Genomic DNA, 26,395 nt, shown 5'->3' on the forward strand with positions numbered 1-26,395 from the left:
TGCTCAGGCCCCCCAGCCGGCCTGCGTGCCGCCGACGCGCTCGGCGGCGATCTTCTCGAAATATCCGGACTTGGCGTACGCGGACATCGGGTCGGGCGCCAGCCCCGACTCCTCCCGCAGCTCGGCGAGCAGCGGCCGCACGTCGGTGTTGTAGGCGTCCATGAACACGGCGTTCGCGCCCAGCACGTCGCCCTCGGACTGCGCGGCGGCCAGCGCCTCGCGGTCCACCAGCAGGGCCTTGGCGGTGGCCTCCTGGACGTTCATCACCGAGCGGATCTGGCCCGGGATCTTGGGCTCGATGTTGTGGCACTGGTCCAGCATGAACGCCACGCCGGCCTCGGGGTCGAGACCGCCGCCTCGGACCACCTCGAACATGATGCGGAAGAGCTGGAACGGGTCCGCCGCCCCCACCATGAGGTCGTCGTCGGCGTAGAAGCGGGAGTTGAAGTCGAACCCGCCGAGCTTGCCCTCGCGCAGCAGGAACGCGACGATGAACTCGATGTTGGTGCCCGGCGCGTGGTGGCCGGTGTCCACCACGACCTGCGCCTTGGGGCCGAGCTTGACGCAGTGGGCGTACGCGGTGCCCCAGTCGGGCACGTCGGTGGCGTAGAAGGCGGGCTCGAACAGCTTGTATTCAAGCAGGAAGCGCTGGCCCTCGCCGAGCCGGTCGTACACCTCGGCCAGGGACTCGGCCAGGCGGTCCTGGCGGGCCCTGATGTCGTCCTGGCCCGGGTAGTTGATGCCGTCGGAGAACCACAGCTTGAGCGTGTCGGAGCCGGTGGCGTCCATGATGTCCACGCACTCCAGCAGGTGGTCGGTCGCCTTGCGGCGCACCCGCGCGGAGGGGTTGGTGACGCTGCCGAGCATGTAGTCGTCGTCCTGGAAGACGTTGGAGTTGATGGCTCCGATGCCCACTCCCAGGTCACGGGCGTGCCTGGCCAGGTCGGCGTAGTCGTCCACCTTGTCCCACGGGATGTGCAGGGCGACCGTGGGGGCGACACCGGTGTAGGCGTGCACCTGGGCGGCGTCGGCCAGCTTCTCGTACGGGTCGCGCGGCACCCCCTGCTGCGCGAACACCTTGAACCTCGTGCCGCTGTTGCCGTACGCCCAGGACGGCGTCTCGATGTGCTGCGCCCGCAGCGCGGCCTTGATGTCAGTCATTACTCCCCGATCAGTCCAGGTGGAACACTTCGGTCAGCGGCGCCATGCCCTCGTCGGGGCGGCCGTCGAGGTCCTCGAAGAACGGCGCCATCTCGGCCTGCCAGCGGGCGTTGACCTCGGTCTCGGCCATGGCCTTCTTGGCGGCCTCGAAGTCCTCGGTCTCCAGGTAGCCCACCAGCAGGCCGTCGTCTCTGAGGAAGAGCGAGTAGTTGTGCCAGCCGGTGCTCGCGAGCGCCTCTCGCATCTCCGGCCAGACGTCCCGGTGGCGTTCGCGGTACTCCGCCAGCCGCTCTGGGCGGACTTTCAGCAGGAAGCAGACGCGTTGCAACTGACGCTCCTCTTCTGGTGGGTGCTTCAAAACGTTTTAATCCTTCGTGCAGGAAACTATGATTCCTGGTGCTCGCTGTCAATGCGCCCCCGGCCCCGGCCCCGGCGGGCTGCCGGGGCCGGGATGATGACACGTTTTAATGTGGATCTTCGTGGCTCAGGTGGTGAGCTTGTCGCCGACGAGGGCGAGGTTCTGGATGGCGGCCAGGCCGTACAGGGCCGTGGTGTTGGTGGAGACCCAGGACGCCTCGTCCGTCGGGTTGAGCGTCGTCGTGACCTTCTCCGACTTCCACGGCAGGCCGGGCGCGTAGCCGTCCCCCGTGGCGAACTCCGTCCACGCCCGGGCCGCGAGGTCGTCGCGCTTGAGCCGGACCGCCGCGTACGCCGTGAGCCGGGAGTGCCCCTGCTTGAGTATGAGGTTGCCGAAGTTCGCGCCCGTCTCGGCGGCCTGCTCGGCCTTGGTGGCGTTGAACAGGCGGCAGTACTGGAGCCAGGCCCGCTCGAAGTCGGGCATGTCCACGAGGTCGATGAGCTCGGCGCAGATCTCGACCTGTCCGAACATCGCCGACAGGTGCGACACCGCGACCTTCTTCGCCGCGGGGGCGAACTCGCCGGTGTTGATGTTGTAGAGGCCCTCCCCGGTGACGAAGCCGTTGGGCATCGCGGCGATGGTGCGCATGGTGGCCTTGAGCTTCTTCTCCGCCACCGGGTCCCCGCCGCGTTCCCACTCGGTCAGCCAGGCGGCGGCCAGGCCGCTCCAGTCGGTGCCCAGCCCGATCGCGAGAGCCGTGGGGTCCGGCGTGTACGGCTCCGTGCGGATCTTGCGTAGCGGGTCGATGGCCAGGAACGTCTTGTCGGAGTCCACCAGCGCCCGCATGAGGTCACCGGTGCGCTCGTCGGCGGTCAGGAAGTAGAAGATGCGCCGGTAGACGGCGGTCGAGATGCGCTGCTGCTTGGCGCTGCACCCCCAGTGCTGCACGTTGTGCCTGGTGCCGAGCCCGGCCCACGGCCCGAGGTGGTAGACGTCCACCTCGCCGGTGTGCCGGGTCATCGCCTCCGCGAACCTGAAGATGTCCGAGCGCCCCGAGCGCAGGTACGCGTACCAGAGCCACAGGTCGGGCGAGAGCTCGGAGTTGTCCCAGGCGTAGCCGCCGACGTCGTAGCGCCACACATGCCGGTCCTCGTCGAAGGTGTGCATGATGTCGCCGTAGTCCCAGAAGCCGTACCAGTGACGCTGCTCGACCTGCTTCGTGTAGTAGCCGAAGAGGAAGTCGAGATGGTCCTCGATGGTCTTCTTCTGCGGCGTCGACCGGTCGACCGGGCTGAACAGGCCGCCGAACACCTTGGCCGCCGCCAGGTGCGCGGGCGGCGCGACGATCAGCGGCGGCGTCCGCACGGTGTCGGCCATCGCCCCGAGCCGGGCGGCGTCGGGGGTGGCGGCCAGCGCCCAGAACGTCAGCTCGGTCGTGCGCGCGATGCCGAGGGGCGTGCCGAAGCCCGGCTCGTAGTCCTCGTACGTGATGTTGAGGCCCTCGATCTGCTCCGGGTACGTGTCCTGCCCCATGCCGTCGTGGTAGAAGCGGGTGTCCATCGGCCCGGCCTCCGGCGACCAGAGCCAGACGGTGACCTCGGCCTCGTCCGAGGCGGCTCCCCTGACGTCGAGCTGGGTGGGGTGCCGCTGCCAGAAGTCGCGCATGCCGAACGCGAGGCCGCCGCTCGTCCCGCCGACGTACCCGAAGCCCGAGGCCCGCCTGCCCTGGTCGACGGCGACCCAGCCGTACCCCTTCTTGGTGCGCTTCTTGAGCGTGAAGCCCTCCGAGGAGAGCTGGGCGAGGGTGTAGTCGCCCCAGTCGGGGATGAGGTGGATGCGGCTGCTGACGCGGGTGTCCCAGGTGGCGATGTCCGGCAGCCGCTGCCCGGCCACCTGCGCCTTGCGCACGGCCGCGCCCGGGTCGCGGCGCAGCCCCGTGATGCCCTTGACGGCCTCGGCGAGCAGGCCGTGCCCGTCACCGACGAACCGGATGTGCCGGTTGTACGCCTCGTCCCGCATCGGCACCCGGAAGCGCACGCCCAGCCCGGCGACGAAGTCGTGCTGCCCGTCGCGGTCGAACACGAACGTGTGGACCATCCGGACGTTCTCCGCCCCGGCGTAGAAGTAGAGCCGGATCGTGAACGGCAGCCACGACTTGCCCTTCTTCGAGGTGTGGCGGCCCTCGATCCGGACGACCGCGCGCACCGGCCCGGACTGCTCGACCTCCACCTTGGAGATGTCGCTGAGGTAGGAGTCGACCTCGACGGTCCGCTCGTCGCCGTCGTCGATCTTGCCCTGCCTGAGGCTGACGAGCTGCCCCTTGCGGGCGATCTCGGTCTCGCCGCGCCAGATCTGGCTGATCAGCTCGCTGCCGCTCTTGCGTACGCGGGCGCGGATCACGCCGGTGTCCACGTCCACGTACTGCTTCTCGTCCTTGACCGTGACCGGCTTGGCGGGGGCCGCCGCGGCGCCCGGCCGCAGCGTGTACGTCTCCGCCGCGGGCGCCTCGGGACCGAGCGCGTGGGCCGTCCATTTCAGCGTCCCGTCCGGCCAGTACGCCAGCGGCCACGTCTGCACCGGCACGGCCGTGCCGTCGGCCGCCGTGAGCGCGAACGCCTGCTCCTTGGCCACCGCGCCCTTCGGCCACGGCACGCCCCAGGTGGTGCCGGGGAGCTCGGCGGGCTTGTCCTCGAGCCAGCGCAGGGTGGCGTCGGGGACGGCCAGGGCCGCCGCAGCGGCCGACGAGTCCAGCATGGAAGCCAGCGGGACGGCGGCTCCGGCTGCGGCTAACCCCTTCAACGCATCGCGTCGTGATATTTCGGACATGGTGTGCTGCACCTCCGTGCGGTGACTGGGGGGTGATGAGGTGGTACCGCTTCCTCGGAGGGAAGCGTCTCCGATGGCTCAGGGCGTCAGGCGGAGACGACGCGGACGTCGCCCGCCGCCACCGTGACGGGCTCTCCCGCGGGCGGCGTCACGACCGCGTCCTCGCTGGTGTGGTTGATGGCGAACAGGTAGGAGCGGCCGTCGGGGTGCGAGCGCCGTACCACCTCGACCCCCGCGGGGGCGTCGGCGGCGGGCGCGGCCCCGGCCTCGGCCACGACGGCGGCGATGACCTCGGCCAGGCCGTCGTCGTCGAGCCTGGTGGTGAGGTAGTGCGCGAATCCCTCGCCCCACTCGTTGCGGGTCCAGGCGGGCTCGCCGGTGACGTACGTGTCGAGCACCTTCGCGCCCGTCGCCTGCGCCACCTCGCTCCAGACGCTTCCCGACCACCCGGAGGCCAGCTGGATCGGCCCGTCCAGGGGGAAGAACTCCTCGACGGTCACCCCCAGGAGGTCACGCCACGCCCCCGGGTAGCCCCCGAGCCGCACCCGGTCGTGCTCGTCCACGATCCCGCTGTACGGGCCCACGAGCGCGACCCCGCCCCGTTCCACGAACCGGGCGAGGTTGGCCGCCCCGGCGTCGCTCACCAGGTAGAGCGCGGGCACCAGCACCAGACGGTAGCCGGTCAGGTCGCCCTCGGGGTGGGCCACGTCGCAGGTGACGCCGGCCCGCCAGAGCGCGGCGTGCCAGCGCTTGACCTCCTCCACCGGGTCCATGTCGGAGGTGGGCTGGGCGGGGTGGTCCTGGGCCCACACGCTGGAGTGGTCGAGGAGGATCGCGACGTCGGCCTCGACCGTGCTGCCCGCCACCTCGGCGAGCTCGCCCAGCTCGGCGCCGAGCGCGACGACCTCGCGGAAGATCTTCGAGTTGACGCCCGCGTGCGGCAGCATCGCCGAGTGCCACTTCTCCGCGCCCGCGCTGGAGGCCCGCCACTGGAAGAACATGATCCCGTCCGCGCCCCTGGCCAGGTGGGACAGGGAGTTGCGGCGCAGCTCGCCGGGCTTCTTGGCGAGGTTGCGCGGCTGCCAGTTGACCGCGCTGGTCGAGTGCTCCATCAGCAGCCAGGGCCGGCCGCCGTTGAGCGAGCGGGCGTAGTCGGCGGCGAAGGCCAGGTCGATGTGCGGCTCCGCGCGGGCGCCGATCAGGTAGTGGTCGGTGGAGACCACGTCCATCTCGGCGGCGAAGGCCCAGCAGTCCATGTCCCAGTGCGCGCCCGCCATCAGGTTGGTGGTCGCGGGCACGTCGGGGGTGATCTTCTTGAGCAGGTCGCGCTCTGCCGTGTAGAGCTCGACCAGCGCGTCGGAGCTGAAACGGCGGAAGTCGAGCTGCTGGCCGGGGTTCGGGAAGGTGGGGGTGGCGCGCGGCGGCAGGATCTGGGACCACTCGCTGTAGCGCTGGGACCAGAACGCGGAGCCCCACGCGTCGTTGAGCGCGTCGAGCGAGGAGTAGTGCGAGCGCAGCCAGGCGCGGAAGGCCGCGGCTGAGGTGTCGCAGTAGCAGCGCGCGTTGTGGCAGCCGTACTCGTTGTGCACGTGCCACAGGGCCAGCGCCGGGTGGTCGCGGTAACGCGTGGCCACCTGCTCGGCGATGCGCAGCGCCTTCTCCCGGTAGATCGGCGAGCTGGGGCAGAAGCCCTGCCTGCTGCCGTGGTACAGCCGCCGCCCGTCGGCGTCCACCGGCAGCGCCTCCGGGTAGGCGTCCCCGAACCAGGGCGGCGGGGCGGCGGTCGGCGTGGCCAGGTTGGCCTTGATCCCGTTCGCGGCCAGCAGGTCCATCACGCGGTCGAACCAGCCGAACTCGAACACGCCCTCCACCGGCTCGAGCAGCGACCAGGAGAAGATGCCGACGCTGACCCGGTTGACGCCGGCTTCGCGCATCAGCGCGACATCCTGCTCCCACGTCTCCTCGGGCCACTGCTCTGGGTTCCAGTCCCCGCCGTAGGCGATGACGTCCGGCACTGAAGCCTGCCTTTCGAATAACTGTTAGCGCTCACAGCGTGTTACGCCTGCGTTTACGGGGGATTAAAACGTTCCTCAACGGCGTCGCACAAGGCCTTTCGTGGCGCCGCGCGCGGGTTCGCGCTGATCAACATGGGTGATTGCCCAGGCAGGCGGGGCGAATCCGGACGTGACCCGTGATGCTGGCGTTACTTGAACGTTATGAAATCAGGGGAAGGGCACGCCCCTGCACTGCCCGATACAAACGTTTTACGGGAGGAGCGGCCAAACCGGGGCTGCGTATCGCCCTCTGACTGGCACAAAGCGCGTTTGTACGTTTTAATAGATCCTCATGGCCCTGGTCAGCATCAAGGACGTCGCCGCACACGCCGGCGTCTCTCCAGGCACGGTCTCCAACGTACTCAACCGGCCCGGCAAAGTCGCACCCGCCACCCGGGAGCGCGTGGAGGCGGCGATCAGCGAGCTGGGGTTCGTCCGCCACGGCTCGGCCTCGACGCTGCGTGCCGGGCACAGCAGGACGATCGGCCTGAGCGTGATCGACATAGGCAACCCGTTCTTCACCGAGGTCGCGGCCGGGGTCGAGGACGTGGCCAGCGAGCTCGGCTACGCGGTGATCCTGGGCAACTCGGCGGGCTCGCAGGACAAGGAGGACCGCAACCTGCGGGTGCTGGCCGAGCACCGGGTGCGCGGCGTGCTGATCACCCCGTCCGGCGAGGACCCCGGCAGGCTCGACCGGCTGCGCGAGCGCGGCATCAGCGTGGTGCTGGTCGACCATCCGGCGCACCGGCCCGACCAGTGCGCGGTCGCCGTGGACGACGTCGCGGGCGGCCGGGCGGCGGTCACGCACCTGCTGGCGAAGGGCGCACGCAGCGTCGCCTATGTGACGGGTCCGCTGACGATCAGGCAGTGTGTGGAGCGCCGGGAGGGCGCGAAGGCCGCGATGCGGACCGCCGGCCTCGACCCGGACGACCTCAAGGTCGCCGAGGCCGGCACGATGACGGCCCGCGCGGGCGAGAAGGTGGCCGCCGAGCTGATCGCGGGCGGCCTGCCCGAGGCCGTGTTCTGCGCCAACGACCTGCTCGCGCTCGGCGTGCTGCGCGCGCTGCTGCGGGCCGGGGTGCGGGTGCCGGAGGACGTGGCGCTGATCGGCTACGACGACATCGACTTCGCCGCCGCCTCCACCGTGTCGCTCAGCTCGATGCGTCAGCCGACCTACCAGCTCGGCCGGATCGCCACCGAGCTGCTGCTGGACGAGTGCGACAATCCGGACACGCACGCGCACCAGCACATCATGTTCCAGCCGGAGCTCGTCGCCAGGGAGTCCACCCAATGAGCCGCCGTTTCGCCGCCGTCGACCTCGGAGCCTCAAGCGGCCGGGTGATGCTGGCCGAACTGACGGACGGCCTGAAGGGGATAGCACTGACCGAGGTCCACCGCTTCCCGAACGGCCCGGTACGCGTGGCGGACCGGCTCTACTGGAACGTCCTCGGCCTCTACCGGGAGATCCTCACCGGCCTGCGCAACGCGGGCCCGGTGTCGTCCATCGGCGTGGACTCGTGGGCGGTGGACTACGGGCTGCTCGACGAGTCGGGCGCGCTGCTCGGCAACCCCGTGCACTACCGCGACGACCGCACGCGCGGCGTGGCCGAGCGGGTGGCCGAGTCGGTCGGGGCGGAGACGCTGTACGAGGTGTCCGGGCTGCAGGTGCTGCCCTTCAACACCGTCTACCAGCTGCTGGCCGACCGGCTCGACGGGGTGGCGACGATGCTGCTGATCCCCGACCTGATCGGCTACTGGCTCACCGGCGAGCTGGGCGCCGAGGTGACGAACGCCTCGACGACGGGGTTGCTCGACGTACGCACCAGGTCGTGGGCGGCACCGCTGATCAAGCAGCTCGGCCTGCCCGCGGAGCTGTTCCCGCCGCTGCGGCAGCCGGGCGAGGCGGTCGGCGGGCTGCGGCGGGACGTGGCCGCGGAGATCGGCTGGTCGGCGCCCGTCAGAGCGGTGGGCTCGCATGACACCGCCTCGGCGGTGGCCGCCGTTCCCGCGTCCGGGCCGGCGTTCGCCTACATCTCGTGCGGCACGTGGTCGCTGGCCGGCGTGGAGCTGCCGGAGCCGGTGCTGACGCCCGAGAGCCGGGCCGCGAACTTCACCAACGAGGCAGGCATCGACGGCACCGTCCGCTACCTGCGCAATGTCATGGGGCTGTGGCTGCTGCAGGAGTGCCTGCGGGCCTGGCCGGGCTCCGACCTCGGCGAGCTGCTCAAGGCGGCGGCGGCCGAGCGGCCGTTCGCGGCCGTGGTGAACCCGGACGAGCCGGTGTTCCTGCCGCCGGGCGACATGCCGGCCAGGATCGCCGCCGAGTGCCGCCGCACGGGCCAGCGGCCCCCGTCGTCCCCGGCCGGGTACGTCCGGTGCGTGCTGGAGAGCCTGGCGCTCGGGCACCGGCTGGCGGTGCGGCAGGCGATGGAGCTGTCGGGGCGCGACGTCGAGGTCGTCCACCTGGTGGGCGGCGGGTCGCGTAACGAGCTGCTGTGCCGGCTGACCGCCGACGCCTGCGGCCTGCCGGTGGTGGCCGGGCCGGCCGAGGCGACCGCGCTCGGCAACGTGCTGGTCCAGGCGCGGGCGGCGGGGCTCGTCTCGGACCTGGCGGAGATGCGGTCGCTGGTCGCCTCCTCGCAGCCGCTGCGCCGCTACGAGCCCTCGGGCGACGCCAGCGCGTGGGACGAGGCCGCCGCGCGCCTGTTCTGACCCCCTCGACCTGCGTGTTTTCGCCTCCCGGGACAAGGGCAGGAACCCGGCCAGGGGTTCGGGGGGCGTCATGCGATTGAGGTGGCCGCTGCTGCGGCAGCTGACCGGTGAGGACCGCACGGGGCGGGGCGCGGCCGTGAAGTCGGCCAGGACGGCGGCGCTGCGGGCGCGCACGGCCACGGCAGAGCGCGTCGTCAAGTCGGTGTGCCCCTACTGCGCGGTGGGCTGCGCCCAGAACGTCTACGTACGGGATGAGAAGGTCGTCCAGATCGAGGGCGACCCCGACTCCCCCGTCAGCCGCGGCCGGCTGTGCCCCAAGGGGGCGGCCAGCCTGCAGCTCACCACCGCCTCCAACCGCCAGTACAAGGCCCTCCACCGGCCGCCGGGCGCGGCCGACTGGCAGGAGATCGACCTCGCCACCGCCATGGAGATGGTGGCCGACCGGATCATCGCCACCCGCCGCCAGACGTGGGAGTGGGAGAAGGACGGCAAGCGCACCGCCAGGACCATGGGCATCGCCAGCCTGGGCGGCGCCACGCTGGACAACGAGGAGAACTACCTCATCAAAAAGCTGCTGACGGCGCTCGGCGTGGTGCAGATCGAGAACCAGGCCCGGGTGTGCCACAGCTCGACCGTGGTCGGGCTCGGCACCTCGTTCGGCCGGGGCGGCGCCACCACGTTCATGCAGGACCTGCAGCACTCCGACTGCGTGGTCATCCAGGGCTCGAACTTCGCCGAGGCCCACCCGGTGGGCTTCCAGTGGGTGATGGAGGCCAAGGCGCGCGGCGCGGTGATCATCCACGTCGACCCGCGCTTCACCCGCACGAGCGCGCTGGCCGACCTGCACGTGCCCATCCGCGCGGGCTCCGACGTGGCCTTCCTCGGCGGGATCATCAACCACGTGCTGGAGAACGACCTGTACTTCCACGAGTACGTGGTCAACTACACCAACGCGGCCACCCTCCTCAGGGAGGACTACCGCGACGCCGAGGACCTCGACGGCGTCTTCTCCGGCTTCGACCCGCGCACCCGCACCTACGGCCACGAGAGCTGGCAGTACGAGGGCATGTCGGTCGTCGCGGCGGCCGGCGCGCGCGACTGGCCGGTGGGCACGATGCCGCCGGGCCGCGCCGAGATGCTCGGCGGCGCCGGCGTCCCGATGGGCGGCACGCCGGAGCGCGACGAGACGCTGCGCCACCCGCGCTGCGTCATGCAGGTGCTGCGCCGCCACTTCGCCCGCTACACGCCGGAGATGGTCGAGCGGGTGTGCGGGGTGCCGCGCGAGCTGTTCCTGCAGGTGTGCCGGCATCTGACGGTGAACTCGGGGCCCGAGAGGACCTCGGAGTTCGTGTACGCGGTCGGCTGGACGCAGCACAGCGACGGCTCGCAGTTCATCAGGACGGCGAGCATCCTGCAGCTGCTGCTCGGCAACATCGGCCGCCCGGGCGGCGGCATCCAGGCGCTGCGCGGGCACGCGAGCATCCAGGGCTCCAGCGACGTGCCGACGCTGTTCAACCTGCTGCCGGGCTACATCCCGATGCCGCACGCGCACGAGGACATGAACCTGCGCGCGTTCACGCTGGCCGACTCGCCGCCCCGGGGCTGCTGGGCGAACATGCCCGCCTATCTGGTCAGCCTGCTCAAGGCGTGGTGGGGCGAGTCCGCCCAGCCGGACAACGACTTCAGGTTCGGCTACCTGCCCAGGCTGACGGGGTCGCACAGCACGTACGACACGGTGCTGGCGCAGCTCGACGGCACGTGCAAGGGCTACCTCCTGCTCGGCGAGAACCCCGCGGTGGGCTCGGCCAACGCCAGGATGCAGCGCCTGGGCATGGCCAGGCTCGACTGGCTGGTCGTCCGCGACCTCAACCTGATCGAGAGCGCCACCTGGTGGAAGGACGGCCCGGAGATCGAGACGGGCGAGCTGGCCACCGCGGACATCGGCACGGAGGTGTTCTTCTTCCCCGCGGCCTGTCACACGGAGAAGAGCGGCAGCTTCACCAACACCAACCGGCTGCTCCAGTGGCACCACCAGGCGGTCGAGCCGGCCGGGGACGCGCGCAGCGACCTGTGGTTCATGTACCACCTGGGACGGATCATCAAGGAGAAGCTGGCGGGCTCGGCGGACCGGATGGACGCGCCGGTGCTCGAGCTCACCTGGGACTACCCGGTCGAGGGCGCCATGGAGGAGCCGTCCGCCGAGGCGGTGCTGGCCGAGATCAACGGCTGGGACGCCGACCGGCGCCCGCTGTCGGGATACCACGAGCTCAAGGACGACGGCTCCACCGTGTGCGGCTGCTGGATCTACTGCGGCGTGTACGCCGGCGGCGTCAACCAGGCCGCCCGCCGCAAGCCGCACACCGAGCAGGACTGGATCGCCGCCGAATGGGCCTGGGCCTGGCCGGCGAACCGGCGCATCCTCTACAACCGGGCCTCGGCCAGGCCGGACGGCAGCCCGTGGAGCGAGGCCAAGAAGCTGGTCTGGTGGGACGGGCAGGCGGGCAGGTGGACCGGCTTCGACGTGCCGGACTTCGAGGCGGACAAGAACCCCGGCTGCCGGCCGCCGCCGGACGCGCGGGGCGGGGCCGCGCTGTCCGGGACCGACCCGTTCATCATGCAGGCCGACGGGAAGGGCTGGCTGTTCGCGCCGTCAGGGGTGGTGGACGGGCCGCTGCCGGCGCACTACGAGCCGCAGGACTCGCCGGTGGCCAACCCGCTCTACGGTCACCAGCGCAACCCAGCGCGCAAGGTCTACCCGCACGAGGACAACCGCTACCAGCCGAGCGGCGACGAGCCGGGCGCGTCGGTCTATCCGTACGTGGTGACGACGTACCGGCTCACCGAGCACTTCACGGCGGGCGGCATGAGCCGGCACACGCCGTACCTGGCGGAGCTGCAGCCGGAGATGTTCTGCGAGGTGTCGCCCGAGCTGGCCGCCGAGCGCGGGCTCGTGCACGGCGACTGGGCCACGATCATCACCGCGCGCAGCGCCATCGAGGCCCGGGTCATGGTCACCGACCGGATGCCGTCGCTGCGCCTGGACGGCCGGGTGCTGCACCAGATCGGGCTGCCGTTCCACTACGGGCCCAACGGGCTGGCCAGGGGCGACGCGGCCAACGAGCTGTCGGCGATCTCGCTGGACCCCAACTCCCACATCCAGGAGGTCAAGGCCCTGGCGGCGGACATCCGGCCGGGGCGGCGCCCGCGCGGCCCGGCGCTGCCGGAGCTGGTCAGGGCCTACCAGCGGCGGGCCGGCGTCACGGCCGGCACGGGAACGGAGACGTGATGGGCCGCGTGGGCTTCTTCACCGACACCAGCATCTGCATCGGCTGCAAGGCGTGCGAGGTCGCCTGCAAGGAGTGGAACGCCGTCCCCGACGACGGCCTGGCCTTCACCGGCATGTCATACGACAACACCGTGGGACTGGGCGCCGACACCTGGCGGCACGTGGCCTTCATCGAGCAGCGGCGCCCGCTCGGCCACCAGGAGCCCGGGGTCGGCGACATGGACTTCCGCTGGCTGATGGCCTCCGACGTGTGCAAGCACTGCACGGAGGCGGCCTGCCTGGACGTGTGCCCGACGGGGTCGCTGTTCCGCACCGAGCACGGCACGGTCGTGGTGCAGGAGGACGTCTGCAACGGGTGCGGCTACTGCGTGCCCGCCTGCCCGTTCGGGGTGATCGGCGTGCGGGAGAGCACGGGCCTCGCGGCCAAGTGCACGATGTGCTACGACCGCCTGGGCGACGGGCAGGAGCCGGCGTGCGCCAAGACGTGCCCGACGGACTCGATCCAGTTCGGGGACCTGGACGAGCTGCGCGAGCGGGCCGAGCGCCGGCTCGGCCAGGTGCGCGAGCAGGGCGTCACGTCCGCCCGCCTGTACGGGCACGACACCGGCGACGGGGTGGGCGGCATGGGCGCGTTCTTCCTGCTGCTGGACGAGCCCGAGGTGTACGGCCTGCCGCCCGGTCCCGTGGTGACCACCAGGGACCTGCCGTCGATGTGGCGGCACGCGGGGGTCGCGGCGCTCGCCCTGCTGGCCGGCGTGGCGGCGACAGCGCTGCCGGTGTGGAGGAGGCGGGGATGACCAGTCAGACCGACGTGCGCTTGGACGGCTCGGCCGAGCTGCGTACCGAGCGGGAGGCCACGCCCGGCTCGGCGGGCCACAGGCGCGAACGGCTCAGGCCGTCGCAGGCGAGGTTCGACTCCTACTACGGGCTGCCGGTGCTGAACGAGCCGACCTGGCAGGCGCACGACATCGCCGGTTACCTCTTTCTCGGCGGCCTAGGCGGCGCGTCGTCCACGCTGGCGGCCGCCGCCGAGCTGACCGGCAGGCCGCGGCTGGCCAGGGTGGGCAAGGTGGCGGCCCTGTGCGCGCTGGGCGGGTCGCTCTACTCGCTGATCCACGACCTGGGGCGGCCGGAGCGGTTCCTCAACATGCTGCGGGTGTTCAAGGTGACCTCGCCCATGAGCGTCGGCACCTGGATTCTCACCGCGTACGGGCCGCAGGCCGGGTGCGCGGCGGCCACCGACCTGACCGGGCGCCTGCCTCGCCTGGGGCGGGCCGCCACGATCGGGGCGGGGCTGGCCGGGCCCGCGGTGGCCACCTACACCGCCGCGCTGATCTGCGACACCGCCGTGCCCGCCTGGCACGAGGGGTTCAGGGAGATGCCGTTCCTGTTCGCGGGCTCGGCCACGGCCGCGGCGGGCGGGCTGGGGATGCTGGCCGCGCCGCCGTCGGAGGCAGGCCCGGCCCGGCGGGCGGCGCTGCTGGGCGCGGTCGCCGAGTGCGTGGCCGCCGTCCGGATGGAACGGCGGCTCGGGCCGCTGGCCGAGCCGCTCAAGCGGAGCAGGCTGCTGCGGGCGGGCGAGGTGCTGGTGCTGGCGGGCGCGCTGGCCGGGATGACCGCGGGCCGCCGCAGCAGGATCGCGGCCGTGGCGGCGGGCGCCGCCCTGCTGGCTGGGTCGGCGTGCACCCGGTTCGGGATCTTCCACGCCGGCAGGGAGTCCGCGAACGACCCCAAGTACACCGTCCAGGCGCAGCGGAGGGAGATCACATGAAGCGGAAAATCATCTCTTACCTGCCGTTCTTCGGCATCGTGCTCTTGACCTGTGTCATGTCCTGGCTCGCGGGCAGAACCGTTCCCGGGCGGGAGTCCCGGGAAAGTACGATCGGCAGATGACCGAAAAGACCGAAACCACGCCTGGATGGCTCTCACCGGAAGAACTCGAATCGGTGCGGGGCCAGCTGCCGATACTCTACGTCGACGCCGTGCCGGTACGGGTCGACGACACCGGCGTGGTCACCCGCGTCGGCCTGCTGCTGCGCATCTTGTCGGACGGCACGGTCAGCCGGGCGCTGGTCTCGGGGCGGGTGCTCCACCACGAGCGGATCCGCGACGCGCTCCTGCGGCATCTGGAGAAGGATCTCGGGCCCGTGGCGCTCCCTCACATCCCCGCCTCGCCGCAGCCGTTCACCGTGGCCGAGTACTTCCCCACGCCCGGCATCACCCAGTACCACGATCCGCGGCAGCACGCGGTCTCGCTTGCCTACATCGTCCCGGTCGCGGGTGACTGCCGGCCCCGGCAGGACGCCCTTGACTTCGAGTGGTTCACGCCTGAGGACGCCGCGTCTCCGGGGGTCCAGCAGGAGATGAGCGGCGGGCACGGCGTGCTGCTGAAGCAGGCGCTCGCCCACGTGGGCCGCCTGCCCTGACGCGGAAGTGATGTGAGCGGCCGTCGGCCGTGAACCGGGCGCGGGCCGTGACCAGGACCGCGCCCGGGAGCGGGAAGCCCACGGTGATCGCCGTGCCCGGGTCCACCAGCGGTACGGGGTGGGCCCGGACGCCGTTCAGGCTCAGCCGGACCTTTCGCCACGGCACCGACGAGCCGTTGTGCAGGGTCACCAGGACCCGACCGCCGATGAGCTCGGTCTCCAGCCCGTACGGGACGCGCGGGTCGGGGCCGATGGAGTCGTCGAGCAGGGCCGTCAGCTCGCCGGCCAGCTCGGCCCTGGTGGCGGCCAGGTCGTGGCGCTCCCCCGGGTCGGCGGCCAGGTCGTACAGCTCGATCCGGCCCTCGGGCCCGGCGCCCGCGATGTGCGGGGCGAACCGGAGCAGTTTCCACCGGCCCCGGCGGATCGCCTGCATCTTGCGTGGCCGGTTCCACACGAGGTGGTCGTGCCCGGGCGCGCCGTCGCCGTCGAGCAGGCCGCGCAAGGACACGCCGTCGAGGTGGGCGGGCACCGGCACCCCGGCCAGGTCGGCCAGCGTCGGCAGCACGTCCCACGACGCCACCGGCTGCTCGACCACGCGCGGGCGTAACCGCGGCGACCAGGCGATCAGCGGCACGCGGATGCCGCCCTCATACAGGTTGCGCTTGACGCCGCGTAAGTGCCCGTTGGAGTCGAACAGCTCCGGCGTCACGCCCTTCTCGTGGTGGGGGCCGTTGTCGCTGGTGAACAGCACGAGCGTGCGCTCGGCGACGCCCGCCTCGCGCAGCGCGCGCACCAGCGCGGCCACGTCGGAGTCGAGCCGGGCCACCTGCGCCGCGTGCCGCCGGTTCGGGCCGCTCCACGGCCGGCGCTCGTACGGCCCCGCGTCGCCGGGGACGACGCTCGGCGAGTGCGGCAGGATGGTCGGGAAGTAGAGCAGGAACGGATCGTCGCCGGCCTGGTGGATGAACTCGATCGCCCGCCGGCGGAACAGGTCCGGCGCGTACGACCTGCCGTCGAGCCGCACCTTGGCGCCGTTGTGCCACAGGTACTGGGGGAAGTACTGATGGGCGTGGGCGTGCCCGATGTAGCCGAAGAACTCCTCGAAGCCGCGCTCGTTCGGATGAGAGGCCTGCCCCGGCCGCTCGGGGCCGAAGCCCCACTTGCCGATGCAGGCCGTGCGGTAGCCGGTCAGCCGCAGCAGCTCGGCGAAGGTGAGGTCGGCCGCGGTGAGCGAGTGCTGCGGCCCGCCCTCCGGGTTCTCGCGTACGGTGCCGTGGCCGGCGTGCAGCCCGGTGAGCAGGGCGCAGCGCGACGGGGCGCAGAGCGGCGCCCCCGAGTACGCGGTCTCGAAGCGCACGCCCTCGGCCGCCAGCCGGTCCAGGTTCGGCGTGCTGATCAGGCGCTGCCCCTGGCTGCCGATCTCGCCCCAGCCGAGGTCGTCGGCCAGGATCACGACGACGTTCGGGCGCGTGGGCAGACCTGCCGACGCCTGGGCGGCAGGTGCGGGCAGGGCGAGGCCGGCGAGGGTTCCGGCGAGCATGGTACGGCGCGAGGGCCCGTCGATCACGAACCGCAACCTATCGGAGACTTCCCTGAATGACGGGCAAACGACCGGCGAACTATCAGTAGTCCCACAGGCGGCACATCTCGCGCAGCTCGTCCGGCACCTCGTCCGCCGCCGGGAGGGGACGGCCCTCGACGACCGTGCCGGCGCGGATCTTGTCGCGCCAGTCGCCGATGCCCTTGACGAAGGCGCCGTGGTCCTTCGCGCCGTAGTTCAGCATGGCCGGTTCGAACTCCAGCCCCAGGAAGAGGCAGAGCCGCCGCAGCTCGCGCTCGGGCTCGGCGACCAGCTCCTCGTAGCGCACGGTCAGCCCGTCGAGGTGGACACGGGCCTCCTCCAGGTAGGTCATATAGCTCAGCGTGCGCGGCACGGCCTCCTCCATGGGCCGCTTGTCCGGGTCGGCCTCGTGCCAGGACTGCACGATGGACATGGGGTGGCGCAGCAGGAAGACGAAGCGCGCGTCCGGCCAGCAGGCCGAGATGCGCCGCCAGGCGAACACGTTGCTGGGCGTCTTCTCGGCCAGGATCGGCTTGCCGCTGCGGGCCAGCTCACGGTGCAGCAGCCGGTCCCACACGATGTGCTCGATGTCGCTGTGGGTGTGGCCGAGCGCCTCCATGGCCTGCCGTACGGGATCGGTGCCGAGCCCGACGGTGACCCGCCTGAAGTGCGTCTCGATGGGCGAGTGCACCCGGGAGTGGCTGTTGAGCATGACCCGCAGCAGCGTGGAGCCCGACCGTACGGACGACAGCAGGAAGACCGGCTCGCGCAGCAGCCGGTCGTGCGCGGGATCGACGGGCGGCCGCACCACGTCGCCGGGCAGCCGCTGGAGCACCAGCGGCGGCGGGGGCGGCGGCTTCGGCGGCTCCTTGCGCGGCCGCCGCGTCAACGTGTATCCCGTCAGGCCCTCCAGCGTCGTGTTGGCCCGGTACCTCCAGCTCATGGGCCTACAAGGTAGAGACGGCCCGTGAACCCCAGGTGAATCCCGGCTGTGAACCTGTCGCGAGGATTACAGATCATCCGTGCAGGAATACGCAGAGCAGAACATTGTTCCGGCCGCACTATGGAGCCTCCCGACAACCAAGGAGGAACCATGAAGACCTTCAAGCGCCGCGCGCTTCACCTGTCACTGCTGGGCGGCCTGGCCGTGGGCGCGCTCGCCGCGCTCCCCGGCACGGGCCACGCAACCGCCGGGACCTCGAGCGCCTCGGTACGGGTCGTCGCCGGCGGCTTACTTCAACTGGACTACACCGGCTCCGCCGACGCCAACAGGGTCCTGATCATGCTCGAGTCCGGCACCAACGTGCTGCGGGTCGCCGACTCGGTGGCCATCACGCCCGGTCCCGGCTGCGCGGCGGCTGCGGGCGATCCCAAGACCGTGCGCTGCTCGGCCGGCATCACGCGGATCGCGGCCCGGCTGGGCGAGGGCGCCGACACGTTCACCACGCTCGTTCCGCGAAGGGGACAGTCGAGGGCGACGCCGGCGACGACTCCTTCCGCCCCAGTGTGAGCGTGGGCTCCGTCGGCCACTCGACCAGCGAGATCCTCTACGCGGGCGGCGCCGGTGCGGACACCGCGACCTACTCCGGCGTGCCGGCCACCGGCCCGACGGGGAGCACGGGCGTCCACGTGAGCCTGGACTCCGCGGGCAACGACGGCCGCGACGCCGAGGGCGCCCGCCCGGCCGACAAGGACAACATCCAGGTCGAGAACATCATCGGCAGCTCGTTCGGCGACACCCTGTCCGGCGACGGCGGGATCAACCAGATCACTGCCGGACGGGGGCGGGACACCGTGTCGGCCGGCGGCGGCGCCGATCTGGTGGACGTGCGGGACGACACGCAGGAGAGCCGCGTGAGCTGCGGCGACGGCACTGACGTGGCCGTGGCCGACCGTTTCGACCCGGTCAACGTCGACTGCGAGACCGTCCAGCGCCCCGCCTAAGTCCGCTTGTGGATGACTCGCTCGTGCACGACCGCGTACGTGTTGCGCAGCGCCGCCATCGACTCGTCGTAGGAGGCCTGGGCGACCCCCGTGAACAGGCAGTCGACCACCATCAGCTGCGCGATGCGGCTGCCCAGCGCGCCCGAGCGGAACTTCGTCTCCCGGGCGGCCGTCGTGAGCGTCACGTCGGCCGCCCGGGCCAGCGGCGAGTCGTGGAAGTTCGTGATCGCCACGGTGGAGGCGCCCGACTTGCGGGCGATGGACAGGAACTCGACCGTGTCCACGGTGGCGCCCGTGTGCGACACGGCCACCGCCACGCAGCCGGAGTCCAGCGTGGCCGCCGACGTCCAGGCCGAGTGCGAGTCGTGCCAGTTGATCGCGGTCCGCCCGATGCGCGACAGCTTCTGCTGCAGGTCGAGCCCCACGAGGGAGCTCGCGCCCACGCCGAAGCTGTCGATCCTGCGGGCGGCCAGCAGCAGCGACACAGCGGCGCCGAGCGCCTCCATGTCCAGCGAGCGGGCCGTGTCGGCGATGGACAGCGTCTCGTTCATCGCCACCTTGGAGACGATGCCTTCCAGGCTGTCGTTGCGGTCTATGTCGCCGGACACCTCCGGCAGGCTCGACGTGGTCAGCTCCTCGCGCGCCACCGCCCTGGCCAGGTCGATCCTGAGGTCCTTGTAATGCGCGTACCCCATGCGCTGGTAGAAGCGCACCACCGAGGTCGTCGAGGTCCCGCAGCGGGCGGCCAGCTCGGCGATGGACAGATTGGCGGCGCCCGCGGGGTCGCCGACGAACTCCTCCGCGATCCGCCGCTCCGACGGCCGCAGCGCGGGCATGGCGGCCCGGATGCGGATCAGTACGGTCCCGTCGTCCTCGGGCATCTCTCTCATCCCCACAAAGGAAAGAAAATACCTCAGTGGTAAGGTCTGCGTAATTTTATGACCCACCCCCTGAGGAGGCCACATGCCGCGTGGCACCGTCTCCGCGGTCGGCATCGCCGCTGCGCTGTCCATCGCCCTCACCAGTTGCTCCGCATCCTCCGGGCCCGCCCCGGGCACCGGCGGCGCCGCCTCCGGCAAGACCCTCGTGGTCGGCGTGACCTCCGACCCGGACACGCTCTTCCCCTGGAAGGCCACCCAGTTCCAGGCCGTGAACGTGCTGCAGAACCTGTACGGGACGCTCACCGAGTTCGACAAGGACCTGACCGTGGTGCCCGGTCTGGCCGAGTCGTGGCAGGCCTCGGACGACGGCAAGAAGCTCACCCTCAAGCTCAGACAGGGCGTCACGTTCGCCGACGGCAGCACGTTCGACTCCAAGGACGTCAAGTCGTCGCTGGACAAGATCATGGATGAGAAGACGGCGGCCGTGGCCAGGGCGTCGCTGTCGTCGGTGAAGTCGGTCGAGGCGCCCGACGCGAACACCGTGGTGCTGGAGCTGACCGGGCCCGACGCGGCGCTGCCCGCCAACCTGGCCACGGTCAACATGGCGATGCTCTCCTCCGACGACACCGAGGAGAAGCTCAACACGACCCCGAACGGCACGGGCCCGTTCAAGCTCAAGACCCGCGCGGCGAGCCAGTCGATCACGCTGGCCAGGAACGACGCGTACTGGGGCGACAAGCCGAAGGTGCCGGCGGTCGAGTTCCGGGTCATCCCCGACGAGTCGTCCATCGTGTCGGCCATGCAGTCGGGCAACGTGCAGCTGGCGGTCTTCAACGACCCGCTCGTCGCGCAGACCGCGCAGGGCGGCGGCACGATCACCGTGGCCAAGACGCCGCAGCTCAACTACCACGTGCTGCAGCTCAACGCGCGGCACGGCGACCTCAAGGACGTCAACGTGCGCCTGGCGATCCAGTGCGCGATCGACCGCAAGCAGGTGCTCGACACCGCGGCGCTGGGCGAGGGCGAGGTGACCGGGCCGATCACCGCCCCGCTGTTCAAGTCGGACCCGAACAAGCGCCCCTGCCCGGCCCGTGACCTGACCAAGGCGGCGGAGTATCTCGGCAAGGCGGGCAAGTCCGGCGGCGTGACGGTCAAGACCATCGTCTCCCAGGGCGAGTACGCGACCTCGGTCAACGAGGCCCAGAACCTCAAGGCGCAGCTCGCCGAGGCCAAGATCAACCTGGAGCTGGAGGTGCTGGAGTCGGGCGCCTTCGTGGACCGCTGGGTGGCCGCCGACTTCGACGCGGCCGTCGCGCTCAACGGCGGCCGTCCCGACCCCGACGGCTCCTACGGCCGCTACTTCACCAGCAAGGGCAACCTGAACAAGGTCGCCGGCTACAGCTCCCCCGAGCTGGACAAGCTGTTCGCCGAGGGCAAGGCGACGACCGACCAGGCCGCCCGCAAGGCGATCTACGACCAGGTCTCGGCCGAGCTGGAGGAGAACGCCCCCTGGATCTGGCTGTTCTCCGGCTACACCTACACCGCCACGACGGCCGGCGTGCAGGGGTTCGTGCCGATGGCCAGCGGCTCGCTGCAGTTCCTGCGGACCACCTCCGTCAGCTGATGAGGCGTATGCGCAACCGCGTCATCAGCACGGTGGGGACCCTGTTCGGGGTGGCCGTGCTCGTGTTCGTCATGCTCCGGGCGATCCCCGGCAACCAGATCACGGCGGGGCTCGGCACCGAGGCCGCGGCGCTCACCCCTGCCCAGAAGCAGGCACTTGAGCAGTACTACGGGCTCGACCAGCCGCTTTTCACGCAGTTCTTCTCGTGGCTTGGCAACATGCTCACCGGGAACTTCGGCTACTCGGCCCGCCAGCAGCAGAGCGTGCTCGACCTGACCCTGCACTCGCTGCCGGTGACGTTCGAGCTGGCGGTGCTCTCGATCGTGCTGGCGCTGCTGATCGGGGTGCCGCTCGGCATGCTGGCGGCGTCCAGGACGAACTCGCCCAGGGACGTGCTCGGCCAGGTCGTGAGCCTGGCGGGGCTGTCGGTTCCGGCGTTCCTGCTGGCCACCACGCTGCTGTCGATCTTCGCGGCGTCGTTCGGCTTCAACCCCAACGGGCAGGGCTTCGCCGCATTCTTCGACGACCCGCTGCTCAACCTGCAGCAGATGTTCCTGCCCGCGCTGGTGCTGGGCTTCGGCATCGCGGCGCCGATCCTGCGCACCACCCGCACGGCGGTGCTGGAGGTGCGCTCGGACGACTTTGTCCGCACCGCCCGCGCCAAGGGCGTGCCCGAGCGGCGGCTGCAGGTCAAGCACGTGCTCGGCAACGCGCTCGTGCCGATCGTGACCATGACGGGCCTGCAGTTCGGCTACCTGCTGGGCGGCGCGGTCGTGGTGGAGCAGATCTTCTCCGTGCCGGGCGTCGGCAGGCAGGTGCTGCTGGGTATCCAGCAGAAGGAGTACGCGGTCGTGCAGAGCACGGTGCTGGTGATCGCGCTGGCGTTCGTGCTGGTCAACCTGCTGACGGACGTGCTCTATCGGATCATCGACCCGCGGGTGAGGGCCTCGTGAAGCGGAGTCCGTCCATGCTGGCAGGGTCGGCGATCCTGGTGCTGCTGGCCGTCGTGGCGGCGCTGTCGTATGCCGGGCTGCTGCCCTACGACCCGATCGCGCAGCACCCGCCGTCGCGGTTCACGGCGCCCTCGGGCGCGCACCTGTTCGGCACCGACCAGTTCGGCCGGGACGTGTTCTCGCGGGTGGCTGCCGGGGTGGGCAACTCGGCGCTCATCGCGGTCGTCGCGGTGGCGTTCGCGACCGTGGTGGGCACGCTGGGCGGGCTCGTGTCCGGCTTCTACCGGGGCTTCGCCGACGGCGCGATCGGCGGGGTGACGAACGTGCTGTTCGCGTTCCCGCCGCTGCTGCTCGCGCTGTCGCTGGCGTCGGTGCTGGAGCGCAACTGGTTCACGATCGCCGTGGCGATCGCCGTCGTGTACGTGCCCATCTTCATCCGCGTCACCCGGGGCCCGGTGCTGTCGCTCAGGGAGATCGATTACGTCAGGGCGGCCGTCTCGACCGGCATGAGCCGCTGGCAGATCATGCTCCGTCACGTCCTGCCGAACATCACCTCGATCGTCGTCATCCAGATCGCGCTGTCGCTGTCCTGGGCGGTGCTGACCGAGGCGTCGCTGAGCTTCCTCGGCCTGGGCACGCCGCCGCCCGCGCCGTCGCTGGGCTCGATGATCTTCGAGGCGCGCAGCCTGGTCTTCGTGGCCCCGTGGACGCTGATCGCGCCGGGCGCGGTCGTCGTCCTGCTGGTCGTGGGCCTGAACCTGCTCGGCGACGGCCTGCGTGACACTCTTGACCCGCGAGGAGAACGGTGAGAATTCTAGGGATGATCTCCGGCACGTCGCATGACGGGATCGACGTGGCCGTGGTGGACTTCCGTCTCGTGGGCGGCCTGCTCGAAGGCCGGGTCGGCCACACGGAGAGCACGCCGTACCCGGCGGACCTGCGGGCCCGGCTGATCGCGGCGCTGCCGCCCGCGGAGACGACGCTGGCCGAGGTGTGCGTGCTCGACACGCTCATCGGGCAGAGCTTCGCCGGCGCCGCGGCCTCGGCCATCGCGCTGGGCGGGCCCGTCGACCTGATCGTCTCGCACGGGCAGACCGTCTACCACTGGGTGGAGGGCACGCACGCGCTCGGCACGCTGCAGATCGGGCAGCCCGCGTGGATCGCCGAGCGGACCGGCGTCCCCGTGCTGTCGGACGTGCGCATCAGGGACATCACGGCCGGCGGGCACGGGGCGCCGCTGGTGTCGGTGCTGGACGGGCTGCTGCTCGGCGCGCACGAGGGCGGGGCGGGGGCGCTCAACCTGGGCGGCATCGCCAACATGACCGTGGTGCGCGGGGGCGAGCTGTACGCCTACGACATCGGGCCCGCGAACGCGCTGATCGACGCGGTGGTGACGAGCAGAGGGCTGAACGAGCGCGGCTTCGACGAGGACGGCAGGATCGCGGCCTCGGGACGGGTGGACGAACGGCTGCTGGAGGTGCTGCTGGACGAGCCCTACTACGGGCTGGCCGCACCGAAGAGCACCGGCAAGGAGCTGTTCCACCTCGGGTACGTGGAGGCCGCCCTGTCTATTGTGGGGTCCAGGGCGGGGCGCGAGGTGGGGGACGCCGACCTGGTCGCCACGCTCACCGAGCTGACCGTGCGCACGGTCGCCGGGGACGTGCGGGCCGCCGGGGTGGGCGCGCTGCTCGTCTCCGGCGGCGGCTGCCGCAACCCCGTGATCATGGACGGGCTGCGGGCGGCGCTGCCCGGCGTGGACGTGGCGCCCTCGGACGACTACGGCGCTCCCTCCGACGACAAGGAGGCCATCGCGTTCGCGCTGATCGGCTGGCTGACCGCGCACGGGCTGCCGGGCACCGTGCCGGGCGGGACGGGCGCCCGGTCCGCCCGCATCCTCGGCACGCTGACGCCGGGCGCGGGCCCGCTCGTGCTGCCCGCGCCGGTGGCCGAGCCGCCGCGCTCGCTGGTGCTCACCCGATGAACACGCCCGCGGGGGTGGTCATGGCCGCGCGGACGCCGTGGTTCGACCTCACCGCGTGCACCGGCCACCGGACCGTGCGCTGGGAGGACGGCGAACGGGTCGGCGAGGCGCCGATGACCGTGGACACCTTCCACGACCTCGCCTCGGTCACGAAGGTCCTCGCCACCACGACGGCGCTCATCCGGCTGGTGTCCGACCGGCTCGTGGAGCTGGACGCGCCGCTGAGCACGTACCTGGCGCGCTCGTACGAGGCGATCACCGTGCGGGACCTGCTGCTGCACCGGGGCGGGCTGTGGGAGTGGTGGCCGCTCTACATCCAGCCGGAGCCCCCGCCGCCGCGGTACCGGCCCGGGCGCGCACGCCACTACTCCGACCTGGGATTCATCCTGCTCGGCCGGATCATCGCGGCCGTCACCGGGCTGAGCCTGGACCGGGCCGTGGCCGAGCTGGTCACCGAGCCGCTCGGCCTCAGCTCCACCACGTACGCCCGCCCGGCGGGTCCCGAGGTGGCCATGAGCGCCCTGGACGACCGGATCGAGATGGGCATGCTCGACACCGGGCGGCCGTACCCCGTGCCGTACCGCAGCTCCGACTTCGCGTACTGGCGGCGCGAGCCCGTGCTCGGCGAGGTGGCCGACGGCAACGCCCACCACGCCTTCGGCGGGGTCTCCGGGCACGCCGGGCTCTTCTCGACCGTGCCGGACCTGCTCGCGTACGGCCTGGCGATGTCCCGGTACGAGGAGCACGACGGGCTGTGGCGGCCCGAGGTCGCGCGGGAGTTCTTCACCCCGGGCCCTGACGCCGGGCAGGCGCTCGGGTTCCGCACCTACGCGCTGGAGCTGCGGGACGAGACGGTCACCTTGCTCGGCCACCCCGGCTACGTGGGCTGCGCGGTCGGCTTCGTCCCCGGCCGCGACATCGCCCTGGCCCTGGCGAGCAACCGCCTGCTCGTCCAGGGCGAGCCCACCCCTGCCGACGCCCTCTGGGCAGACCTGCTCCAGGCCACCACGCAACGATCGAGGACAGCATGACCCCGCTCCTGGAGATCCGTGACCTCTCGGTCGCCTTCCGCACCCGCAAGCAGGACGTCACGGTCGTCAAGAACGTCTCGATGGAGATCCTGCCCGGCCAGACCGTCGCGGTCGTCGGCGAGTCCGGCTCCGGCAAGTCCACCACCGCGGCCGCGGTCAACCGGCTGCTGCCCGGCAACGGCCGCATCACCGGCGGCCAGGTCCTGTTCGAGGGCCGGGACCTGGCCCGGGCGAGCGAGCGCGAGATGACCGCGATCCGCGGCGCGGGCATCGGCCTGGTCCCCCAGGACCCCATGTCGAACCTCAACCCGCTCATGCGCATCGGCGACCAGATCGCCGAGGCGCTCGAGGTGCACCGCGTCGCCACCGGCAAGGCGGCCAGGGCGCGCGTGCTCGAACTGCTCGACCTCGTCGGCATCCCCGACCCGGCGCGGCGGATCGGGCAGTACCCGCACGAGTTCTCCGGCGGCATGCGGCAGCGCGCGCTGATCGCCATGGGGCTGGCCTGCCGGCCGAAGCTGCTCATCGCCGACGAGCCCACCTCCGCGCTGGACGTGACCGTGCAGCGGCGCATTCTCGACCAGCTGGAGCAGCTCACCGCCGAGATGGGCACGGCCGTCCTGCTCATCACGCACGACCTGGCGCTGGCGGCGGAGCGGGCCGACGTGGTGGCCGTCATGCACGACGGCCGGATCGTGGAGACCGGGCGGGCGGCGGAGATCCTGGCCGAGCCGGGGCACGAGTACACCAGGCGGCTGCTCAAGGCCGTGCCGAGCCTGTCGTCCGTGCGCGTCACCGCACCTGCGCAGGAGGCCGGGGACCTGGTGGTCGTGGCGGGGCTGCGCAAGGTGTTCCCGATCAGAGGCACCGGTGAGCAGCTGACCGCCGTGGACGGGGTCTCGTTCAGCATCCCGCGCGGCCGTACCGTGTCGATCGTGGGCGAGTCGGGCTCGGGCAAGTCGACCACCGCCAACCTGCTGCTCGGCCTCGACGACGCCACCTCCGGCAGCATCCGCTTCGACGGCACGGACCTGGCGGGGCTCGGCAGGCGGGAGCTGTTCGCGTTCCGCAGGCGGGTGCAGCCCGTCTTCCAGAACCCGTACGCCTCGCTCGACCCCCGCTACCCGGTCGGCAAGTCGATCGCCGAGCCGCTGCGCGTGCACCGCGTCGGCAGCGCGGCCGAGCGCAGGAAGGCCGCGGCCGAGCTGCTGGAGAAGGTGTCGCTGCCCGCCTCCATGGCCGAGCGGCTGCCGCACGAGCTGTCCGGCGGCCAGCGCCAGCGGGTGGCCATCGCCAGGGCACTGGCGCTCTCCCCCGACCTGGTGGTGCTGGACGAGGCCGTCTCCGCGCTGGACGTGCTGGTGCAGGCGCAGATCCTGGAGCTGCTCGCCGAGCTGCAGCGGGAGCTGGGGCTCAGTTACCTGTTCATCAGCCACGACCTGGCCGTGGTGCGGATGATCTCGCACGCGGTGCACGTCATGCGCGACGGCCGGATCGTGGAGAGCGGCACCGCCGAGGACATCTTCGACCACCCCGCGGCGGACTACACCCGCGAGCTGCTCGCGGCGATCCCCGGCAACAGGTAAGTTGGAAATTC

At 71.4% G+C, this 26,395-nt stretch carries 21 protein-coding genes; 14 read left to right on the forward strand and 7 right to left on the reverse strand.

The window, feature by feature from the left end:
- Positions 1–3: 3 nt before the first annotated feature.
- From rhaI to ACIBVN_RS23050, 4 genes are all read right to left on the reverse strand, one after another.
- Positions 4–1,161: an L-rhamnose isomerase gene (gene rhaI / locus ACIBVN_RS23035; protein ID WP_397139452.1), complete on the reverse strand. Its 1,158-nt coding sequence runs from the start codon at positions 1,159–1,161 to the stop codon at positions 4–6.
- Between the two features lie 10 nt (positions 1,162–1,171).
- Positions 1,172–1,489 (reverse strand): L-rhamnose mutarotase, encoded by a 318-nt coding sequence (locus ACIBVN_RS23040; RefSeq protein ID WP_397139454.1) that lies wholly within the window; start codon positions 1,487–1,489, stop codon positions 1,172–1,174.
- Positions 1,490–1,645: 156 nt separating this feature from the next.
- Positions 1,646–4,273, reverse strand: coding sequence for a Tat pathway signal sequence domain protein (locus tag ACIBVN_RS23045; RefSeq protein WP_397139456.1), 2,628 nt, complete (start codon positions 4,271–4,273; stop codon positions 1,646–1,648).
- Positions 4,274–4,431: 158 nt separating this feature from the next.
- A complete protein-coding gene (locus ACIBVN_RS23050; protein WP_397139458.1) occupies positions 4,432–6,360 on the reverse strand; it encodes a beta-galactosidase in 1,929 nt (642 codons plus the stop codon).
- 331 nt (positions 6,361–6,691) lie between these two features.
- Here ACIBVN_RS23050 and ACIBVN_RS23055 point away from each other — a divergent pair, with 331 nt between their 5' ends.
- The 6 genes from ACIBVN_RS23055 (at position 6,692) to ACIBVN_RS23080 (ending at position 14,823) form a co-directional block, all read left to right on the forward strand.
- A complete protein-coding gene (locus ACIBVN_RS23055) occupies positions 6,692–7,693 on the forward strand; it encodes a LacI family DNA-binding transcriptional regulator (protein WP_397139460.1) in 1,002 nt (333 codons plus the stop codon).
- Positions 7,690–9,111, forward strand: a complete 1,422-nt coding sequence (locus ACIBVN_RS23060) for a rhamnulokinase family protein (RefSeq protein ID WP_397139462.1) — start codon at positions 7,690–7,692, stop codon at positions 9,109–9,111. The genes ACIBVN_RS23055 and ACIBVN_RS23060 overlap by 4 nt, the downstream gene beginning before the upstream one ends.
- A gap of 70 nt (positions 9,112–9,181) precedes the next feature.
- Entirely contained in the window at positions 9,182–12,397 is a 3,216-nt protein-coding gene (gene fdh / locus ACIBVN_RS23065; protein ID WP_397139464.1) for a formate dehydrogenase, read from the forward strand.
- Positions 12,397–13,194 carry a 4Fe-4S dicluster domain-containing protein gene (locus ACIBVN_RS23070; protein ID WP_397139466.1) on the forward strand — a complete coding sequence of 266 codons (798 nt, stop codon included), beginning with the start codon at positions 12,397–12,399 and terminating at the stop codon, positions 13,192–13,194. The genes fdh and ACIBVN_RS23070 overlap by 1 nt, the downstream gene beginning before the upstream one ends.
- Positions 13,191–14,168, forward strand: a complete 978-nt coding sequence (gene nrfD / locus ACIBVN_RS23075; RefSeq protein ID WP_397139468.1) for an NrfD/PsrC family molybdoenzyme membrane anchor subunit — start codon at positions 13,191–13,193, stop codon at positions 14,166–14,168. Before ACIBVN_RS23070 ends, nrfD begins: the two co-directional genes overlap by 4 nt.
- Positions 14,169–14,286: 118 nt before the next feature.
- Positions 14,287–14,823, forward strand: coding sequence for an NUDIX hydrolase family protein (locus ACIBVN_RS23080; RefSeq protein WP_397139470.1), 537 nt, complete (start codon positions 14,287–14,289; stop codon positions 14,821–14,823).
- Here ACIBVN_RS23080 and ACIBVN_RS23085 read toward each other — a convergent pair.
- Both ACIBVN_RS23085 and ACIBVN_RS23090 read right to left on the reverse strand, forming a co-directional pair.
- The gene (locus ACIBVN_RS23085; RefSeq protein ID WP_397139472.1) at positions 14,720–16,390 is read right to left on the reverse strand and encodes an arylsulfatase; all 1,671 of its coding nucleotides are present in this window, start codon (positions 16,388–16,390) and stop codon (positions 14,720–14,722) included. The genes ACIBVN_RS23080 and ACIBVN_RS23085 overlap by 104 nt on opposite strands.
- Positions 16,391–16,445: 55 nt before the next feature.
- Positions 16,446–17,327 (reverse strand): sulfotransferase family protein, encoded by an 882-nt coding sequence (locus ACIBVN_RS23090; RefSeq protein ID WP_397139474.1) that lies wholly within the window; start codon positions 17,325–17,327, stop codon positions 16,446–16,448.
- Positions 17,328–17,477: 150 nt separating this feature from the next.
- Here ACIBVN_RS23090 and ACIBVN_RS23095 point away from each other — a divergent pair, with 150 nt between their 5' ends.
- Positions 17,478–17,894, forward strand: a complete 417-nt coding sequence (locus tag ACIBVN_RS23095) for a hypothetical protein (protein WP_397139476.1) — start codon at positions 17,478–17,480, stop codon at positions 17,892–17,894.
- Positions 17,891–18,328, forward strand: coding sequence for a hypothetical protein (locus tag ACIBVN_RS23100; protein ID WP_397139478.1), 438 nt, complete (start codon positions 17,891–17,893; stop codon positions 18,326–18,328). The genes ACIBVN_RS23095 and ACIBVN_RS23100 overlap by 4 nt, the downstream gene beginning before the upstream one ends.
- Here ACIBVN_RS23100 and ACIBVN_RS23105 read toward each other — a convergent pair.
- On the reverse strand, positions 18,325–19,218 hold the full coding sequence (locus tag ACIBVN_RS23105) for a MurR/RpiR family transcriptional regulator (protein WP_397139480.1): 894 nt from the start codon (positions 19,216–19,218) through the stop codon (positions 18,325–18,327). The two genes, ACIBVN_RS23100 and ACIBVN_RS23105, sit on opposite strands and share 4 nt — an antisense overlap.
- 73 nt (positions 19,219–19,291) lie before the next feature.
- Here ACIBVN_RS23105 and ACIBVN_RS23110 point away from each other — a divergent pair, with 73 nt between their 5' ends.
- Genes ACIBVN_RS23110 through ACIBVN_RS23135 form a run of 6 tightly spaced genes read left to right on the forward strand, consistent with a single transcriptional unit; the run spans position 19,292 to position 26,384 of the window.
- The gene (locus ACIBVN_RS23110; RefSeq protein ID WP_397139482.1) at positions 19,292–20,833 is read left to right on the forward strand and encodes an ABC transporter substrate-binding protein; all 1,542 of its coding nucleotides are present in this window, start codon (positions 19,292–19,294) and stop codon (positions 20,831–20,833) included.
- Positions 20,834–20,841: 8 nt separating this feature from the next.
- A complete protein-coding gene (locus ACIBVN_RS23115) occupies positions 20,842–21,786 on the forward strand; it encodes an ABC transporter permease (protein ID WP_397139484.1) in 945 nt (314 codons plus the stop codon).
- Between the two features lie 14 nt (positions 21,787–21,800).
- Positions 21,801–22,595, forward strand: coding sequence for an ABC transporter permease (locus tag ACIBVN_RS23120; protein WP_397139486.1), 795 nt, complete (start codon positions 21,801–21,803; stop codon positions 22,593–22,595).
- A complete protein-coding gene (locus ACIBVN_RS23125; RefSeq protein WP_397139488.1) occupies positions 22,592–23,767 on the forward strand; it encodes an anhydro-N-acetylmuramic acid kinase in 1,176 nt (391 codons plus the stop codon). The genes ACIBVN_RS23120 and ACIBVN_RS23125 overlap by 4 nt, the downstream gene beginning before the upstream one ends.
- Positions 23,764–24,798 carry a serine hydrolase domain-containing protein gene (locus ACIBVN_RS23130; RefSeq protein WP_397139490.1) on the forward strand — a complete coding sequence of 345 codons (1,035 nt, stop codon included), beginning with the start codon at positions 23,764–23,766 and terminating at the stop codon, positions 24,796–24,798. The genes ACIBVN_RS23125 and ACIBVN_RS23130 overlap by 4 nt, the downstream gene beginning before the upstream one ends.
- Complete coding sequence (locus ACIBVN_RS23135) at positions 24,795–26,384, forward strand: ABC transporter ATP-binding protein (RefSeq protein WP_397139492.1); 1,590 nt, start codon at positions 24,795–24,797, stop codon at positions 26,382–26,384. The genes ACIBVN_RS23130 and ACIBVN_RS23135 overlap by 4 nt, the downstream gene beginning before the upstream one ends.
- The last annotated feature ends 11 nt before the right edge of the window (positions 26,385–26,395 follow it).

This window comes from Nonomuraea sp. NPDC049400, from assembly GCF_044466425.1.
Classification (GTDB): domain Bacteria; phylum Actinomycetota; class Actinomycetes; order Streptosporangiales; family Streptosporangiaceae; genus Nonomuraea.